The following is an 18,966-nucleotide window of genomic DNA, read 5'->3' as shown; positions in this document are numbered from 1 at the left end:
TTTGGAGATTAGACACTAAGCTTTATCTTTGCTAAAGGCAAACTAAGACAAAATCAAGCCAACAAAAAAGGAGCCTAGGCTCCTTTTTTAGTCTCTAGCTTAAGCTAGATTAGTCTTCACGTGGTTTACGTGGTTTACGCTCACCGGCAGGTTTGTCTGCACGTGGTTTGCGGTCAGCAAATGGCTTGTCACCCGTAGACGCAGCACGAGGCTTACGATCACCCGCTGGGCGGTCACCTGTTGGACGATCGCCACGTGGTTTACGGTCACCGGCAGGACGGTCTGAACGAGCACTGCGGCCTGAATCAACAAATACTTGATCGCCAGCTTCGCGGATGTTCAATGGCTTGCCACAAACACGTACTTTACGTAGGTGCTGTAACACGTCTTTTGGCATGCCGTCTGGCAGGTCAACAGTGGTCACTGCATCATAAAGTTGGATTGCGCCAATGTAACGGCTGTCGATGTTAGCTTCGTTTGCAATAGCGCCAACGATGTTACCCACACCTACACCATTCTCACGACCTACGTCGATCACGTAACGGCACATTTTCAAATCTGGGTTGTCTTTCAACGCTTCAGCTGAGCCTAAGCTGGCTGGCATTGGACGCGGTTCGCGACTTCTGCGTTCACCACGCTCACCACCACGGTCATTACGATCACTTCCGCGGTCGCTACGTTCAGTGCGCTCACTGCGTTCATCACGAACACGTTCTTGAATGGCTGGCAATTGCAAAGGACGTTCTTGCTGAACTTGCTGTAATAATGCTGCGGCTAGCAGATCGGTATCGACTTCTAACTGTTGGCATAATTGAGCAACAGCTTCTTTCATGAAATCTAAATCACCGTTGATTGTTTCAGCCAATTGCTCACCTAAGCGAGACAGACGACGTTCTGCAACTGTCTCTGGGCTTGGGATTTTCATTGGTGAAATGCGGCTGTTAGTTGAACGTTCGATAGTGCGCAGCATGCGCATTTCACGGCTAGTTACAAACAGGATCGCCATACCAGTACGGCCAGCACGGCCTGTACGGCCAATACGGTGTACATAAGCTTCGGCATCATACGGAATATCGTAGTTCACAACGTGACCGATACGCTCAACGTCAAGACCACGGGCCGCAACGTCAGTCGCGATCAGAATGTCTAACTTGCCACGTTTCAGTTGATCAACTGCACGCTCACGGGCTTGCTGGTTCATGTCACCGTGTAGTGGTGATGAAGCATAACCGCGGGCTTCTAACTTTTCAGCTAACTCAACACATGAGTTACGAGTACGGACGAATATGATCACACCTTCAGTGTTTTCAACTTCTAATACACGTACTAAAGCTTCAAGTTTGTTGTGTTGTGATACTTGTACGAAACGCTGTTCGATTGACTCAACCGTCGTTTGGCTTGATTCGATACGAACATGTACAGGATTACGTAAGTGCTGGTTAGCTACACGCTTAATTTGCTCTGGCATAGTGGCAGAGAATAACGCCAGTTGGCGCTCGCTTGGCGTGTGCTCAAGGATCCATTCGATATCATCGATGAAGCCCATTTTTAACATTTCATCGGCTTCATCGAGCACTAAGGCTTGTAATGAATCGAGTTTCAAGGTGCCGCGACGCATATGGTCCATAACACGACCAGGTGTACCAACGATAACTTGTGGGCCGCGTTTCAGGGCATTCAACTGTTGTTGCATGCTTTGGCCGCCGTAAATTGGAAGAACGTGGAAATTCTTCATAAATTTTGCATAGCTACTGAATGCTTCAGCAACCTGCACGGCTAATTCACGTGTTGGTGCTAAGACTAAAATTTGCGGTGTAGTTTGGCTGGTAACTTTGTTTAATAGTGGTAACGCGAAGGCGCCAGTTTTACCTGTACCTGTTTGCGCTTGACCTAAAATATCTTTGCCAGCCATAAGTGGATCGATACTGGCTGATTGGATTGGCGTTGGTTTTTCATAACCTAGCTCGTCAAGAGCACGCAACAAATTCTCGGATAGGCCGAGTTCACGGAAAGTTCTTTCATCGGATGACATTGGGTTGTAGCCTTGTGGATGCGCGCGCGAAATGGCGCTAAAGTTTCACAGACAGAAAATCAACCCCGTGTCGATTTCCCGCGAACGACGGATTATAGCAGCATGGCGGCCACTTTACCAATCAGAGTCACGCTATTTAACCTGTTTTCTGCATTTTTTTCGCTAAAACTGAGCAAGAAACGCGCCACTTCCCATTAATTCTTTAAATATTCAACATTTAATTGAAGTAACTCGAATGCTGACTCTGCTACTGCCGCCAGAAAAGTGATGTCGATTGTCGCGACGGTATCCTCTGGTGTGTGATATTGGGGATGGGTCGGCACACCAAAATACAGCCAAGGGATATTCGCTTTGTGGAAGGGGTAATGATCCGACGCCCGCAGCCAATCGGTACTTTGTATGCTTCGACCAACGGGTTTAGGGTGCGTGAGTTTAATGCAAAGTCGGTTCTGCTGATTCAGTAGGGGTTTAAATTGATTGAACTGAGTGAAGTTTCGACTGCCTTCGAGGTAAATTCCATAGGGCCTGCCGGGGTGACCCACCATGTCGAGGTTAATCATTAATTCAAATGTCGCCTCTGGCAAGTGGGTTTTGAGTTGTTCAACCAAGGCGATACTGCCATAGAGCCCGGGTTCTTCGGCATCGGTTGCCACAAACATCAGGTTCACCTTAGGCAAGGTATTGGGCCGTAGGGCAAATTGCTGTTGCCAATGTTTGGCAATAGTAAGCATAGCGGCGACGCCCGAGGCGTTATCATCGGCGCCGTGGTAAATCTTACTGCCGCTCAATCCTAAGTGATCATAGTGGGCGACGATAATGCGCCATCGATTCGTCGGTTCTGCCGCCATCGCGGTGGCGACCACGTTGGCACCAGTTTCTTGGGTGAAGAAGGTTTGATATTCAAAGGGCACGATAAAGTCCGCTCCCCAAGGCTGTAAACCTAGCCCCTGAAATTGCTGCTTTATATAGTCACGACTTTTTGCCGCACCTTGGGTTTGGGTTTTGCGGCCTTCAAATTCATCCGAACTTAATACTGTGACTGTCGCTTGTAACTCTGTGGGCTCGGCCCAAGTGAGTTTTAGCTCTGTGCGTGCACAGGTTTCGGCTGAGTTAGCGCAGCCAGTGAGGGTCGTTGTAACAACGCAGGCTAGTGCTAATAAGCCAAGTCTTTGGGATTGATGTCTTATAAGGTGCGTGATCTTGAACTTGGCGAGCAGCTGACCGATACGACTGTGGTTGAATAGAGTCGATGCGCTTAGGTTTATGTCGCTTAGATTTTTACTTAAAAGTGATTGATACTGCCTCGGTAATATAAGGTGAGTCACTGGGGACTGAGTGCTATCACGCATGGACATTCCTTATCGCTGAAGCCTTCGCCAGAAGATGAATATCATCTTTGCCTAAATCCGATTCTAATTCAATGAGATCTATATGTATGCGATAGCTTAAGCATATTGGATTGCTGAGCGAAAAAAAGCGCAGTGCTTAGGGCGACTGCGCTTTTATTATTCAGACCAACTGCGGCATGAGCCGAATGTTAAGCCTTAGCTTTATTGGCCTTTGCCAGCTCGATATCCCGTTTTAGCAGTGGCTTTAAGAAGCGTGCCGTGTGGGAGGTTGGATGCTCGGCGACTTCTTCCGGCGTGCCTGTGGCTAAAATCATACCACCACCACCGCCACCTTCTGGGCCTAAGTCGATAATCCAGTCTGCGGTTTTGATTACATCCAAATTATGCTCAATCACCACAATCGTGTTGCCGTGGGATTTGAGACGATGCAATACGTCGAGCAGCAATTGAATATCGGCAAAATGTAAGCCCGTGGTCGGTTCATCCAAGATATACAAGGTTTGGCCCGTGTCACGCTTAGACAGCTCTTTGGCAAGTTTCACCCTTTGGGCTTCACCGCCCGAAAGTGTGGTCGCACTTTGGCCGAGACGCACATAGGACAAACCCACATCCATCAAGGTTTGTAGCTTACGGGCAATGGCTGGTACGGCGTCGAAGAACTGACGCGCATCTTCCACTGTCATCTGCAGTACTTCGTGAATATTCTTGCCTTTATAGCGTACTTCTAAGGTTTCGCGGTTGTAGCGCTTACCTTTACAAGAATCACAGGGCACATACACATCGGGTAGGAAGTGCATTTCGACCTTGATCAAGCCATCGCCTTGGCAAGCCTCACAGCGTCCACCTTTTACGTTAAAGGAGAAACGGCCGACCTGATAACCGCGAGTCCTCGACTCTTGGGTTCCGGCAAAAATCTCGCGAATTGGGGTGAAGATGCCGGTATAAGTGGCAGGATTCGAGCGCGGTGTGCGGCCAATCGGGCTTTGGTCGATATCGACCACTTTGTCGCACAGTTCCATCCCTTCGATACGGTCATAGGGTGAAGGCTCATCCACAGTCGCCCCGTTGAGCATTCTATGGGCGATTTTGAAGAAGGTATCGTTGATTAAGGTCGATTTACCCGAACCCGATACGCCTGTTACACAAGTGAAGAGGCCAATGGGAATGGTTAAATCCACATTGCGCAAGTTGTTGCCGCGTGCGCCAAACAATTGAATGACTTGGTTTTTGTCGAAGGGAATGCGCGGCGTATCGATATGAATGCTGCGCTTACCGGAAATATACTGGCCAGTGACCGATTCTTCACAGGCGATGATCTTCTCAATCGGACCGTCACAAATGACTTCGCCGCCGTGTACACCTGCGCCAGGACCAATATCGATCACGTGATCCGCCATACGGATCGCATCTTCGTCATGCTCAACCACAATCACAGTGTTGCCCAAATCCCGCAGGTGGATCAGGGTTTGCAGCAGACGCTCGTTATCCCTTTGATGCAGGCCAATTGAGGGTTCGTCGAGCACATACATCACGCCGACGAGCCCTGCACCGATTTGGCTGGCGAGTCGAATACGTTGGGCTTCACCGCCCGAGAGGGTTTCTGCCGAGCGCGATAGGCTCAAATAATTGAGACCCACGTTGACGAGGAAGCCTAAGCGATCGCGGATTTCCTTTAAAATCTTCTCGGCAATCTGCGCCTTTTGGCCGCTAAACTCGACTTTCTCGAAGTAGTCTAAGGCTTCGCCAATCGACCAAGTGGTGAGTTGTGGCAGGTTGATATCACCTAAAAATACGTTACGGGCTTCTTCGCGTAAGCGCGAGCCACCACAGCTTTGACAAGCTTGGGTATTGATAAACTTGGCTAATTCGTCACGTACCGAGTTACTTTCGGTTTCGCGATAGCGCCTGTCCATGTTGTTTAGAATGCCTTCGAAGGGGTGATTACGCACCACCACATCACCGCGGTCATTAATGTATTTAAAGGCAATACTTTCTTTACCTGAGCCGTAAAGTACGATTTTGCGGACTTTTTCGCTAAGCTGCTCGTAGGGCACTTCGACATCGAACTTATAGTGTTCGGCGAGTGAGCTAAGCATTTGGAAATAGTAGAAGTTGCGTCTATCCCAGCCGCGAATCGCACCGCCCGCCAGTGAAAGCTCGGTATTGGTGATCACGCGCTCAGGATCGAAAAATTGTTGTACCCCTAAACCATCACAGGTTTGGCACGCGCCAGCGGGATTGTTAAAGGAGAAGATCCTTGGCTCTAATTCCGCCATCGAATAACCGCAGTGCGGGCAGGCGAAGTTGGCCGAGAAGATCAGTTCTTCTCCTTTTGCTTTACCAGTACCCGTGTCGTCTTCCATGCTGGCAACGGTCGCTATGCCGCCGGAGAGTTCTAGCGCAGTTTCGAAGGATTCCGCTAAGCGTTGCTTGATATCGTCACGCACTTTAAAACGGTCGACAACCACTTCAATCGTGTGTTTAACGTGTAAGTCTAAGGTTGGCGGATCGGTTAAGTCACACACTTCACCGTCGATACGCGCGCGGATATAACCCTGCGCCGATAGACCTTCGAGCAATTTAACGTGTTCACCCTTACGGGCGTTGACTACAGGTGCGAGCAGCATCAAGCGGCTGTCTTGGGGCATTTCCAACACTTTATCGACCATCTGGCTGACGGTTTGTGCCGCCAAGGGTTGATTGTGTGTCGGACAACGCGGCTCACCCACACGGGCAAACATCAAGCGCAGGTAATCATAAATTTCGGTAATCGTGCCCACGGTTGAACGTGGGTTATGGGAGGTGGATTTTTGCTCTATGGATATCGCCGGGCTTAAGCCTTCAATATGGTCCACATCGGGCTTTTCCATTAAACTCAAAAATTGGCGAGCATAGGCAGATAGGGACTCGACATAACGTCGCTGGCCCTCGGCATATAAAGTATCGAAAGCGAGGGAGGATTTGCCAGATCCCGATAAGCCCGTGATGACAATCAGTTTATCCCTTGGGATAGTCAGGTTGATATTCTTGAGATTGTGGGTGCGTGCGCCGCGTATTTCAATCTTATCCATCTATCGCTCTAATGCCATATGCTTAAAAAAATGAGCACAAGTATCGCACAGTTCCGCCGCTGAGTTTAGTTGATTCTGTGATCTGCACCAATCCTAGGGCTGGCACTGGCTTTAAGTCGGCCTGCTTTGCGGTATGTTGTGGATGGAATGGATTAACTAAGATTAATACTGTTGTTGCGCACTGACTCACAGGACAATTGTGAACACTATGTTAGACTCATTCCCCTGTGTCTGAGCGTTAAAAATAAAGATGTTAACTCAGACACAGTCAATATAGGTCCGTGATAAACGGGATAAAAGCTAAGTGTATAGTCAGTGGTTTAGGCCACTATTTCCTTTTGAGCAAATCCTTTTGGGTGTGGTAACATGCGCCCCTTAAAAGACTTCAATCCAGGGCAAAATCATGGGTAACAACGGACTTTCGGGTACTGAGAAAAAAGTCGCGTTTTCTTTAGCCAGTGTATTTGGTTTGCGCATGATGGGCTTGTTTATGATCATGCCCGTCTTTGCACTTTATGGTCAGCATCTTGAAGGCTTTTCGCCTCTGTGGGTGGGTATTGCTATCGGCGCCTATGGCCTGACTCAAGCCGTGCTGCAAATCCCTATGGGGATTTTATCTGACAAATATGGTCGCAAGCCGATTATTCTTGGTGGCTTAGTGTTGTTTGCTATTGGCAGTGTTATCGCTGCTAATGCAGATACGATTTATGGCGTTGTCTTTGGTCGAGCTGTACAGGGTATGGGCGCGATTGCCGCTGCCGTGCTGGCGCTTGCCGCAGATTTAACCCGCGACGAGCAGCGCACTAAGGTGATGGCGATTATTGGCATGTGTATCGGGTTATCTTTTGCCCTGTCTTTGCTAATGGGACCTATCGTCGCGCAACATCTTGGGTTGACTGGATTGTTTTGGTTAACGGCGGTATTTGCTATTGTCGGTATGCTGTTGATCCAGTTTTTAGTGCCTAATCCCATCACTCAGGCGCCGAAGGGAGACACTCTAGCTACGCCCGCTAAGCTCAAACGTATGTTCCTCGAGCCGCAATTATTTAGGCTTAACGCTGGGATTTTTATCCTGCATTTAGTGCTCACCGCAGTATTTGTGGCACTGCCGCTGGATCTGGTGGATGCGGGTCTAGTGAAAGAAAAACATTGGATGCTGTATTTCCCCGCTTTTGTGGGCGCATTTATTTTGATGGTGCCGTTAATCATCATAGGGGTTAAGCGCAAAAATACTAAGGCGATGTTCCAAATTGCCCTCGTGATAATGATAGTGGCATTGCTGGCGATGGCCGCATTTGCGAGCAATCTTTGGGTATTGAGTTTTGCCGTGGTGCTCTTCTTTACTGGGTTTAACTATTTAGAAGCTTCACTGCCAAGTTTGATTGCCAAATTTTGCCCCGTCGGCGAAAAAGGTTCGGCCATGGGCGTGTATTCTACTAGCCAATTTTTAGGGGCTTTTTGTGGTGGTATGCTCGGTGGTGGTGCTTTCCAGCTCGTGGGCGCAGTCGGGGTATTTATTGTTGCCGTGATCTTAATGTCTATTTGGTTATTCCTGACATTAGGCATGCAAAACCCTGTGTTGTTAAAGAGTTACACCTTAGAAGCCGAAGTCAAAGACAAGGCACAAGCGCGGGATATGGCGACTCAGTTATCCCAATTAATGGGCGTCGTCGAAGCGATCGTCGTGCTGGACGAGAAAGTGGCCTACTTAAAGGTTGATGAGCATTTCGATTTAAGAGAAGCACGAGCTGTGTTAGGCTCTGCTCAATAATATCTGGGTCTGCCGTGTGGTATTTGGGGAAGCTGATTTTCCTCTATGGCGACACAGATAAACAACATACTGAATTAATAGATTATTTAAAGAATCGCAGGAGATTTCAATGGCCAGTCGTGGTGTTAACAAGGTAATTTTGGTTGGCAATTTGGGACAAGATCCAGAAGTGCGTTATATGCCAAACGGTAATGCAGTCGCAAATATCACAGTAGCGACTAGCGAATCGTGGAAAGACCAACAGGGTCAACAGCAAGAGCGTACTGAATGGCACCGTGTGGTTCTGTTCGGCAAATTAGCTGAAATTACAGGTGAATACCTGCGTAAAGGTTCACAGGTTTACCTTGAAGGTAAGCTGCAAACTCGTAAGTGGAAAGACCAAAGTGGTCAAGACCGTTACAGCACTGAAGTGGTTATCGACCAAAGCGGTAGCATGCAAATGCTAGGTAGCCGTGGTCAAGGTGGACAAGCACAAGGCGCGCCAATGGGCGGCGGCATGCCACAAAACGCAGGTTATCAATCTGCACCACAACAAGCCGCGCCTGCGCAAAATCAATATGCGCCAGCGCCTCAAGCAGCACCTGCTTACCAAGCGCCAGCTCAGCAACAATATGCTCCGCCAGCACCTGCCCAGCAGCAAGGTTATGGTCAGCCACAGGCTCAACAACCACAACAAGGTGGTTATGCGCCTAAGCCACAAGCCGCTCCAGCACCAGCTTATCAAGCGCCTGCAGCACCGGCACAGCGTCCAGCACCACAACCACAGCAAAACTTCACTCCAGATTTGGATGATGGCTGGGATGACGATATTCCATTTTGATTTGGAACGTATCGAAGTGTAAAGACGGTATCGTCTTAAATAAGCAAAGCCACGCGAGTCGTGGCTTTGTTGTTTCTTGTCTTTATGTTTTGTGCTGTGAGGCCGTAGGCGAGGTTGTTAAACCCTTCACCTCGCTTGCTCACATAACGATACGTTTGAGATAGAAACTTAGAACGTATAATCGAAGTTATAACGCATGCCTAGCATGATCTGGTCATTGGTTTCGCGGTATTCAAAATCTGTTTTTTGATATTCGATGAAGGTGCTGAATTTCGGTGTTTTATGCCATTCCAGCGTAGTGTTATAGGCATTGTATTTCGCGGAGGTGATGTCATTGTCGCCATCGTCATATCTGGACACGCCTAGCTTGATTTTATAGCTGTCAGTGATGGGATAACTTGCAACCACATCCAGTGTTGAACCATCCAATGTTGTGCCATCGACGCTGTCTTTTTCAATGTTTTGATAGGCTGCGGCGAGGAACAGAGAATTGAAATTTTTCGCTAGGGTTACACCGAATGTATTTTCATCCTTGTTGTCTTCTAACTCTTTATTATAAAAAGCTGCGGCAATGTAGATGAAGTCGGTTTTATAACGGATACCTGTGTTAACGAAGTCACTGCCGCCACTGCCTTTATTGCCGTCGAATTGCGCATCGGCCGAAAATAATAGGTCGCCAAACTCTTTACGATAGGTCACGAGATTATTGAGCCTGAATGGGCTCGCACTGTCATAGGCCAGAGGCGTTCCTGAGCGGTTAAAGATATCAACGGGATCGGAAATCATTTCCTGCGTGACGGCTTGTTTACCTATGGCTATGCTACCAAAAAATCCCTTTAATCCGACATAGGCTTTGCGAGCATCGCCAAAGTCACCGTCATCTTTGATATCGACCTTAAATTCCCCTTTCGCAAAACCGACTAAGCCATTACCAAGTTGGTGCTCTGCCGCAAAACCAATCCGCGAGTTTGCATCGCCTACATCCCACACATCGTCCGAGTTAGTGTGGGTCAGGCCGAAGGTTGGGCGTAAAGAGCCATAAAAATTAAACTGGGTATCCGATGACACTGATGGCTCATTTTCTTGAGCTTCGAGCATGGCGAGTCTCTGCTGAATTTGTTGTAACTCAGTGCGTAATTCGTCATTGGTTTCTGCTGTATTATTGGCTTGAACGGCAAAGATAGGTGTGGCAAAGCTCAGCACAAGTATGGCTGATGTAAGTTTAGACGGTTTCATTTATGTTTCCTTACATAACAACTACTCGCGTTACGCTAATGGATTTTGTTGCCGATTGAGCTGTATCGCTAGTAGTAAGGAGCTGCACTTGTGATAGTGCTGGGGAGGCGCCTAGCTAAGAAAATTAGGCTTCGTATCTCAGCAGCTGACAGATAAAACCTGTCAGCTGGTTTTGGAAAGGTGCAATCCTATCAATCCCGCCAAAACAGCGGGACGTTAGAGGGAGGATTAGAGTATGGTCGCGGCCATTTTGCGGCGCAGGTAAGCGATTTGCTGCATGTGCGGCAAATCTTTGGGGCAGTTATCTTGGCAGCCGAGTAGCGTCATACAGCCGAAGACGCCATCTTGATTGCCAATCACATGGTAGAAATCATCCGCGCTGCGGCTGTCTCTGCTATCCATTTCGAAGCGGGCGATTTTCATCATGCCAACCGCGCCGACAAAGGTGTCACGCATTTGTTTGGTGGCGCAGGCCGACACGCAAACACCACATTCGACGCAGCGTTCTAGCTCATAGATCCGCGCGGCTTCTTCAGGTGCCATTGGATTTTCGAGGCGATGAATGTCCTGATCATCGGGCCTAGGATGCAGCCACAGTTTTAAGCGTTCGGCTAATTCGCGCATAAATTTACCCGTGTTCACCGATAAGTCGCCAATCAGCTCGAAGCCAGGCAGCGGCATGAGGGTGATTTCGCCATTGGGATAATTTGCCGTTAACGTGCGACAGGCAAGCGTGGGGAAACCATTGATCACCATGGCGCAACTGCCACAGATACCCGCGCGGCAGACAAAGTCGAATTGCAGTGAAGGGTCTTGTAGCTCACGTAGTTGATTTAAGGCGATAAATACTGTCATGCCCGGTGTTTCAGTCAACTGATAACGTTCCATCTTTGGCTTGTCTTGGCCATCTTGCGGATCGTAGCGAAAGATATTAAAGCTGATTTGACGGCTCATAGTGGTTTGTTTCCTACCGGTTGGGCTGGAGTGATCGCTAAGGTATCGCTGAGGCGTTCATTAGGAGCCTGCAGGTGGCTTGGCAGCTCGTATGGCATCAGGGCTCGCTGCAGTGTGTTTCTATCGGGATCATCACCTAAGCTCGCGAGCACTTGATTGATTTCTTGTACGCGTTTTTCGGTATCTGGATGGGCGATAGTATTGTCGTTACCGTAGCCACGGTATCCCGGTGGTAGCTCCATTTTCATCACATCTAGCGCTTCATAACGCAGTACTGGTTCAAGTGATTCGGCATCTGGCCAAGTCGCCAGTGTGCGGTTGAGCCAATCTTTATCATTGCGTTGTGGGTAATCTTCCCGTGAATGGGCGCCGCGGCTTTCAGTGCGAGCCTCTGCGCCACAGGCGACGGTTAGGGCCACTTTCAACATACGGGTGACGCGTAGCGCTTCGACTAACTCAGGATTGGAGTGACGTTTTTTACATTTAAGGCCAAGATTTTTTGCCCGCAGCAGTAAGTCTTTCAAGCCTTTGATGGCTTTATCTAACTCGGGTCCATTACGGAAGATCCCGACGTAGTTCATCATGATGCGTTGCATTTCTTTCTTTATTTGGAAGGGGTTTTCTGTGCCGTTGCCTTCGATCAGTCCATCGATTTCTTGCTGTAATTTATCGATGAATTTTTGAGTCAGCGCGGTATCAATTTCTAAGTCGTTATTCTCACAAAAATCAGCCACATACTTGCCGATGATCATGCCGCCGACCACAGTTTCTGCCACCGAATTACCGCCTAAACGGTTAAAGCCATGCATGTCCCAACAGGCCGCTTCTCCGACACTGAACAGCCCTTTGAGTTGTGGACTCTCACCTGTGGCATTGGTGCGCACGCCACCCATGGAATAATGCTGGGTAGGTCTGACGGGGATCCAGTCTTTACAAGGATCGATACCGAGGAAGTAATCACAAATCTCTTTCACTTCGCGCAGGTTGGTTTCGATATGCTCACGGCCCAGCTGCGTAATATCCAGCCACAGATGCGGGCCGTAAGGGCTTTCGACGCCATTGCCTTTACGCATGTGCTCTGTCATGCGGCGGGAAACCACATCACGGGAGGCGAGTTCTTTTTTCTCTGGCTCGTAATCTGGCATAAAGCGATGACCGTCTTTATCGCGCAGGATACCGCCATCACCACGACAACCTTCAGTGGTAAGGATCCCCGCGGGCACTATGGCGGTAGGGTGAAACTGCACCGCTTCCATATTGCCTAAGGTGGCGACACCAGTATCGAGTGCTAACGCTTGGCCTATGCCTTCGCAGATAGTAGCATTGGTCGATATTTCATAAATCTTGCCATAACCGCCGGTGGCGATAGTGGTGGATTTGGCAACATAAGCGCGCAATTCACCTGTGACTAAACAGCGGGCAATGACACCATGGCAACGCTTACCGTCATGGATCAGCGACAGGGCTTCAATCCGTTCATGTACTGGAATGCCCATGGAGATAGCTTGGTTATCGACGGCATACAGCAAAGAGTGGCCAGTGCCATCGGCGGTGTAACAGGTACGCCATTTTTTTGTGCCACCAAAATCGCGGGCATTGATCAGGCCGTGAGCTTCTTCGGCCTCATTGAGCGTTACCCTTTGCGCATTCATGATGACTTCACGCGGGCCGGCGGAAATCCTTGACCAAGGCACGCCCCAGTTGGTGAGTTCGCGGATCGCTTTCGGTGCAACGTGGGCAAACATGCGTGCGACGTCTTGATCGCAGCCCCAGTCAGAACCTTTGACTGTGTCTTGAAAGTGAATGTCTTCATTATCGCCCATGCCTTTAACGGTATTGCCTAGGCTGGCTTGCATTCCGCCCTGTGCGGCGGCCGAATGTGAACGTTTTGCGGGAATTAACGATAGCACTAAGGTATCTAGGCCTCGCTCTTTGGTGGCAATCGCGACTCTAAGGCCTGCCAATCCTGCGCCAATGACTAATGAGTCTGTATAAATGATTTTCAAATCAGATCCTTATCTAATAATTTAGATAACATTTCATGGATTTATCATTGCGCTCCTCGGGCATAGATGCGCTGCAACTATGTATCAGAGGAGGATCCGTATGTTGTTTGTCTTGCTATACAGGCTAGGATCGCCGATAGCGTCATGCCCATTACTGAGGAATAAACGGTTGTACTGGCAAAACTAATTCGATACCAATATTGATATAGGTCACTAGGCTTAATGTGCCTAAACACAATAAATAGACGATCAATACTTGCGCTATAGTGCGGATAAGTGGACGGTTACTACTCACACCCCACTTTAATATCACTCGGTATAAACCAACGATGCCGTGGAATAACACGATAGGTAAAAACACCACGTATAAGAGCCAAGCGTTATCGTGGTAAACCCGTTCTGCCGAAAGGTGAGGGCCAATATCAGGGTTTAAAATCATAGTGGCAAGATGGGCTGACACTAAGAAAAACAGTAAGAAACCGGTGATCATCTGCCAGAACCATGCTTGGGTATCTCTATGCTTGATAGTCGACATAAAGCCACGCATCGCTCGCCATTGACCTAATTGCACCGGAAAACGACGTAGTGCGGTGGCGGCATGTACTGCAACAATCACGAGCATAATGACTGAAATGATCTGGGTCACGATGGGGAAGCCATGACCCGTCGAGCTAAACATACTGCCTTCTAAGAATTGCACCATGTGAAAGAAGGTTTCTTTACCAAATAAAATGCTCGCCTCGAAATGCATATGAAATAAGAGGAAAATACCTAATATAAGCCCTGTCATACTTTGTAAGCAGTCTGCTTTAGCCGACCAGGCTTGGCCAAATGGTCCGCCGTTAATGGCGGTAGGAACACGCGTTTTTGCTGACATTAATTCACCTCTTACTCGATTTGCTATGGCGTGAATGTACCTGCATCACGCCAAAACAAAGTCTATAGATACAGATTAAAAGAAGAGGGTTAATCCATTTGTAGGCATTAGCCCTGAGAGCACTTAGGGTAAAATTGAGCTACAGCATCATGCCGCCAAATAGGAAGGCTAATGCCACACTGGTGGCAATCGTCACAACGCCAGGGACCAGGAACGGATGGTTAAATACCGCCTTACCAATCCGAGTCGAGCCGGTATCATCCATCTCGACCGCAGCCAGTAGCGTGGGGTAAGTCGGTAATACAAACAGCGCGCTGACGGCGGCGAAAGAGGCAACGGCAGTTAATGGACTTACGCCAATAGCTAAGGCTGCGGGCATCAGCGCTTTTGTTGTCGCGCCTTGGGAGTAGAGCAGCATGGAGGCAAAGAATAAGGTTACCGATAATAACCAAGGCTGACTTTGCAGTAAGGTGCCAGCTAAATCTTTGATTTCCTCAATATGATTTGACACTAAGGTATCGCCTAACCAAGCCACACCTAACACACAAACACAGGCGGACATGCCTGATTTAAAGGTGGCCGCATTAGAGATTTCGCTTGCGTCTAACTTACAGAAAATCGTAATAGCGGCAGCTGCCGTAAGCATCAGCACCATAATGGCGGCGTCGCGTGGCAATACAGGGTCAACAATCAAACCGACTTTGTCAGATATCGCAGTGGCATAGGCCATGACAGCCGCAATCGCCAGCAAGAAAATCATCACAGATCGTTTCGCGCCGGCTTTAATCTCGATTTGAGTTGTACCGCGTGTTTTGACTAAACCTTTGGCTAAGCGTTCTTGATAGACAGGATCATCGGCCAGTTCTTTACCCATTAAGTTGGCAACAACGGCGCCGACCATGCAGGCGAGGAAAGTTGAAGGAATACAAACGGCTAACAGCACTAAATAATCTACGCCAAACGGCTCTAAGATACCCGAGAAGAACACGACAGCCGCTGAAATCGGTGAGGCGGTAATGGCGACTTGAGATGCGACAACGGCAATAGATAAGGGACGAGAGGGGCGAATGCCTTGCTCTTTTGCGACTTCGGCAATAACAGGTAAGGTGGAGAATGCGGTGTGGCCTGTACCCGCAAAAAGTGTCATGAAATAGGTGACGACAGGGGCCAGAAAGGTGATTTGTTTGGGATGCTTACGTAATAATTTTTCTGCTAGTGAGACTAAATAATCCATTCCTCCAGACACTTGCATGGCCGCAATCGCGGTGATAACTGACATAATGATGAGGATCACGTCAATCGGGATATTGCCCGGTTTGAGTCCCATCCCCGCGGTCAGTATCAGTACCCCGACACCGCCAGCGAAGCCGACTCCCATGCTACCCATCCTTGCACCAAGGTAAATAGCCCCGAGGACGATAATTATCTCTAATATAATCATAGTGTTAACTCTATTTTATTTTTAATTTCAATAGCCTACGCATATTCACTCTGCGCAGGCTTATTCTTGAATCATCGAGTTGTGGGCTGGGGAAGGCTCCCCAGCCCCACTGAGTTACACTTTGGCTTTGCTGGTGTTTTTTGCTTTGTACTTAGGATTCATCAGGTTTTCAACTGAGAGAATGTCATCGAGTTCTTCAACCGTTAACAAACCGCGTTCGAGTACCACTTCACGGACATTTTTACCCGTTTGGGCGCAAATCTTGCCTATGATGTCACCCTCATGGTGGCCGATGATTGGGTTAAGGTAGGTCACGATCCCGATAGAGTTCATCACATGAGCCATGCAGATCTCTGGATTTGCTGTGATACCTTCAACGCATTTTTCACGCAGGGAGATACAGGCATTGCCCATCAAACTGAGCGACTCAAACATTGCCTGTCCAATCACAGGTTCCATTACGTTAAGCTGTAATTGACCTGCTTCGGCGGCCATAGTGATAGTGATATCGTTGCCGACAATCTTAAAGGCAACCTGATTGACGACCTCAGGGATCACAGGGTTAACCTTGGCTGGCATGATGGAGGAACCCGCTTGCAGCTCAGGAAGATTAATCTCCTTCAGACCTGTACGTGGACCCGATGAAAGTAAGCGTAGGTCGTTACAAATCTTGGACATTTTAATCGCCATACGCTTAATTGCACTGTGCAGCATAACGTAGGCACCACAATCGGATGTCGCTTCGATTAAATCTTCCGCTGGCACATAGGCGCGGCCAGTAATGTCTGCCAGATACTTAATGGCTAATGCAGAATAACCGACAGGCGTATTGAGCCCTGTACCAATGGCGGTTGCGCCTAAGTTCACTTCTAACAACAACTCTTGGCAACGCTTGATGGACTTAATTTCTTCTCGCAATGTAACAGCAAAGGCATGAAACTCTTGGCCTAAGGTCATAGGCACGGCATCTTGCAATTGAGTGCGGCCCATTTTTAAGATGGTTTTAAACTCTGTGGCTTTAGTGTCGAAAGCGCTGATAAGGTCGGTTAATGCATCTAACAGAATATCGGTACTGTTGATGACCGCAATACGGAAACCTGTTGGATAGGCATCGTTAGTCGATTGGCATTTATTGACATGGTCATTAGGATTGATGACATCGTAACGGCCTTTTTCTAGCCCCATGATCTCCAGTGCAACGTTGGCTAATACCTCATTGGTATTCATGTTGACTGAAGTGCCTGCGCCTCCTTGATAAACATCGACCGGAAATTGATCAACAAATCGACCCGTTGTGAGTATTAGATCGCACGCTTCAATAATTTTGTCAGCGATTTCAGGACTTACAGCGCCTAATTCACTGTTAGCCATGGCAGCGGCTTTTTTTGTTAGCATCATGCCACGGACTAATTCAGGTACATCGGAAATTTTTTGATTACTCAGCTTAAAGTTTTCGATGGCACGTAATGTATGTATGCCATAATAAAACTCATTGGAAACTTCTTTCGTGCCCAATAAATCTTCTTCGATCCGTACGCTATTAGTATCTTTCATTTCGATCCTATTAAATCCAATTAATAGTAAGATATATCTCCGAGTATTGAGTTGTGGATGTGTACAATAAGTATACGTAACACATCAAGAATAACTCATCGAAAACATGAAGGAGAATCGTCTCCTTGACTATCGAAGTAGATCTTAACGCTTTGGCAATAACAGGATTAGGATGGTGATCACTTAACTGTTTGAAATAGTGTATTTCTTTTGTTTCTTAGATAAGTCTCTCAACTCGGATCACTAGTGTGAGCCATTACTTTTTGATGCAAATTAGCTATAGATTTGTTATTCGTTAACCAATCGGCGACATATTTATTCAAGTGTTTTTAAGTTTAAATAAACCATACGATATTTAATTGTCACCGCGTCAATAGCGAATAATCATTGATTAGTTAAATCTACTCAATAATAAATGCATGGTGCTTTCCTTAAAGTTTAAATAATCAATTAGATAACGCTAAATCTGTTATTTCATTTTAGTGAGAGCTATCACAGTGAGGCTTAGACAATAGTGCACACTGTGGGCGTTTATTATTAATCAAAGGATGTAAGCATGAATTTTCCAATGCGTAAGCTTTTGCTCTCGGTCACTTTAGGGTTATTTCTCTCCTCCGCGGCGCAGGCGCTTCCACAGGTACGTATTATTGCCACGGGCGGCACTATTGCGGGAGTCGGACAATCGGCTACTGAGTCTAACTATCAGGCTGGTGAAGTGGGCATTAGTAGCTTAATTGCGGCCGTGCCTGAAATGAAACAACTTGCCGATATTCAAGGTGAGCAACTGGTTAAAATCGGTTCGCAGGATATGAACGATAAAGTTTGGCTAGCCTTAGCCAAGCGCATCAATCTGCTATTGGCTGATAAAGATGTCGACGGTATCGTCATCACCCATGGTACTGATACCTTAGAGGAAACGGCGTATTTTTTAAATCTCACCATCAAGAGCGATAAGCCTGTAGTACTGGTTGGGGCAATGCGTCCATCAACTGCCATGAGTGCCGATGGCCCGATGAATTTGTATAACGCAGTCGCGACCGCCGCTAACCTCGAATCTAAAGGTCGAGGCGTGTTGGTGGTGATGAACGATACCGTATTGAATGCCCGCGATGTGACTAAGACTAACACTACAGGTGTGCATACCTTTGCCGCGCCTAACTTTGGTCCACTGGGCGTTATCCATAACAGCAAGATTGAGTACATGGGTAATACTGAGCGTCAACATACTACGCAAACGCCTTTTGATGTCAGCAAACTCGACAAGTTACCGCAGGTAGGCATAGTGTATAACTACGCCAATGCCAGCGATTTACCTGTCAAAGCTATGGTTGAAGCGGGTTTTGATGGCATAGTCAGCGCTGGTGTAGGTAATGGTAATATTTACCACTCAATATTTGATACCTTAGCTAAGGCGAGTCAAAAAGGCACCTTAGTCGTTCGCTCTAGCCGAGTGCCCACAGGCGCAACCACGCTTGATGCCGAGATAGATGATGCTAAATATGGCTTTATCGCAGCAGGTAACCTTAACCCGCAAAAAGCCCGCATTTTACTGATGCTGTCGTTAACGCAAAGCAAAGATCCACAGCAGATCCAACGTTGGTTTCAACAGTTTTAAGATTCAGCTGCGTGATAAAACAAAAGCCCTGCGAATATTCGTAGGGCTTTTGCATTTTGCATTAATGGCTTACCTGTGAAGTTGTTTTTTCACGAGGCCATGAGCCGAAATATCTAAACAGTGTTGTGATTTTTAAAGCCAAAATTGTGAGGGTTCAACTCAGATTTTCAATCAAGATATTGCTCTGCAATTAGATTGTAAGAAAGGCTTCGCCAATTAAACACTCAATATCTCGCTAAT

General features: G+C 47.7%; 12 protein-coding genes. 3 read left to right on the top strand and 9 right to left on the bottom strand.

Features of this window, described 5'->3' with window-relative positions:
• Positions 1 to 109: 109 nt before the first annotated feature.
• From L5M49_RS09715 to uvrA, 3 genes are all read right to left on the bottom strand, one after another.
• Positions 110 to 2,032, bottom strand: coding sequence for a DEAD/DEAH box helicase (locus L5M49_RS09715; protein ID WP_011847889.1), 1,923 nt, complete (start codon positions 2,030 to 2,032; stop codon positions 110 to 112).
• A 194-nt stretch (positions 2,033 to 2,226) separates the two neighbouring features.
• Complete coding sequence (locus L5M49_RS09710) at positions 2,227 to 3,381, bottom strand: M28 family peptidase (RefSeq protein ID WP_263265943.1); 1,155 nt, start codon at positions 3,379 to 3,381, stop codon at positions 2,227 to 2,229.
• Between the two features lie 188 nt (positions 3,382 to 3,569).
• The gene (uvrA, locus tag L5M49_RS09705; RefSeq protein ID WP_219250633.1) at positions 3,570 to 6,452 is read right to left on the bottom strand and encodes an excinuclease ABC subunit UvrA; all 2,883 of its coding nucleotides are present in this window, start codon (positions 6,450 to 6,452) and stop codon (positions 3,570 to 3,572) included.
• A gap of 403 nt (positions 6,453 to 6,855) precedes the next feature.
• Between uvrA and L5M49_RS09700 the strand changes: the two genes are divergently transcribed.
• Both L5M49_RS09700 and ssb read left to right on the top strand, forming a co-directional pair.
• Positions 6,856 to 8,223: an MFS transporter gene (locus tag L5M49_RS09700; RefSeq protein WP_113940034.1), complete on the top strand. Its 1,368-nt coding sequence runs from the start codon at positions 6,856 to 6,858 to the stop codon at positions 8,221 to 8,223.
• 109 nt (positions 8,224 to 8,332) lie between these two features.
• Positions 8,333 to 9,043, top strand: a complete 711-nt coding sequence (ssb, locus tag L5M49_RS09695) for a single-stranded DNA-binding protein (protein WP_011790777.1) — start codon at positions 8,333 to 8,335, stop codon at positions 9,041 to 9,043.
• A gap of 168 nt (positions 9,044 to 9,211) precedes the next feature.
• Here the strand turns inward: ssb and L5M49_RS09690 are convergent, their stop codons facing one another.
• The 6 genes from L5M49_RS09690 to aspA form a co-directional block, all read right to left on the bottom strand.
• A complete protein-coding gene (locus L5M49_RS09690) occupies positions 9,212 to 10,279 on the bottom strand; it encodes a porin (protein ID WP_263265942.1) in 1,068 nt (355 codons plus the stop codon).
• A 228-nt stretch (positions 10,280 to 10,507) separates the two neighbouring features.
• Positions 10,508 to 11,233, bottom strand: coding sequence for a fumarate reductase iron-sulfur subunit (locus L5M49_RS09685; RefSeq protein WP_105251338.1), 726 nt, complete (start codon positions 11,231 to 11,233; stop codon positions 10,508 to 10,510).
• Positions 11,230 to 13,239: a fumarate reductase flavoprotein subunit gene (locus tag L5M49_RS09680; protein WP_263238704.1), complete on the bottom strand. Its 2,010-nt coding sequence runs from the start codon at positions 13,237 to 13,239 to the stop codon at positions 11,230 to 11,232. The genes L5M49_RS09685 and L5M49_RS09680 overlap by 4 nt, the downstream gene beginning before the upstream one ends.
• Before the next feature lie 151 nt (positions 13,240 to 13,390).
• Positions 13,391 to 14,116 carry a fumarate reductase cytochrome b subunit gene (locus L5M49_RS09675; RefSeq protein ID WP_263265941.1) on the bottom strand — a complete coding sequence of 242 codons (726 nt, stop codon included), beginning with the start codon at positions 14,114 to 14,116 and terminating at the stop codon, positions 13,391 to 13,393.
• A 139-nt stretch (positions 14,117 to 14,255) separates the two neighbouring features.
• On the bottom strand, positions 14,256 to 15,557 hold the full coding sequence (locus L5M49_RS09670; protein WP_113940028.1) for an anaerobic C4-dicarboxylate transporter: 1,302 nt from the start codon (positions 15,555 to 15,557) through the stop codon (positions 14,256 to 14,258).
• Positions 15,558 to 15,671: 114 nt separating this feature from the next.
• On the bottom strand, positions 15,672 to 17,111 hold the full coding sequence (aspA, locus tag L5M49_RS09665) for an aspartate ammonia-lyase (protein ID WP_113940027.1): 1,440 nt from the start codon (positions 17,109 to 17,111) through the stop codon (positions 15,672 to 15,674).
• Between the two features lie 556 nt (positions 17,112 to 17,667).
• Between aspA and ansB the strand changes: the two genes are divergently transcribed.
• The gene (gene ansB / locus L5M49_RS09660; protein ID WP_105251343.1) at positions 17,668 to 18,726 is read left to right on the top strand and encodes an L-asparaginase 2; all 1,059 of its coding nucleotides are present in this window, start codon (positions 17,668 to 17,670) and stop codon (positions 18,724 to 18,726) included.
• Positions 18,727 to 18,966: the final 240 nt, after the last annotated feature.

Source organism: Shewanella sp. SM74, assembly GCF_025653725.1.
GTDB classification, from domain to species: domain Bacteria; phylum Pseudomonadota; class Gammaproteobacteria; order Enterobacterales; family Shewanellaceae; genus Shewanella; species Shewanella oncorhynchi.
This window is presented reverse-complemented; position numbering and strand designations above follow the sequence as displayed.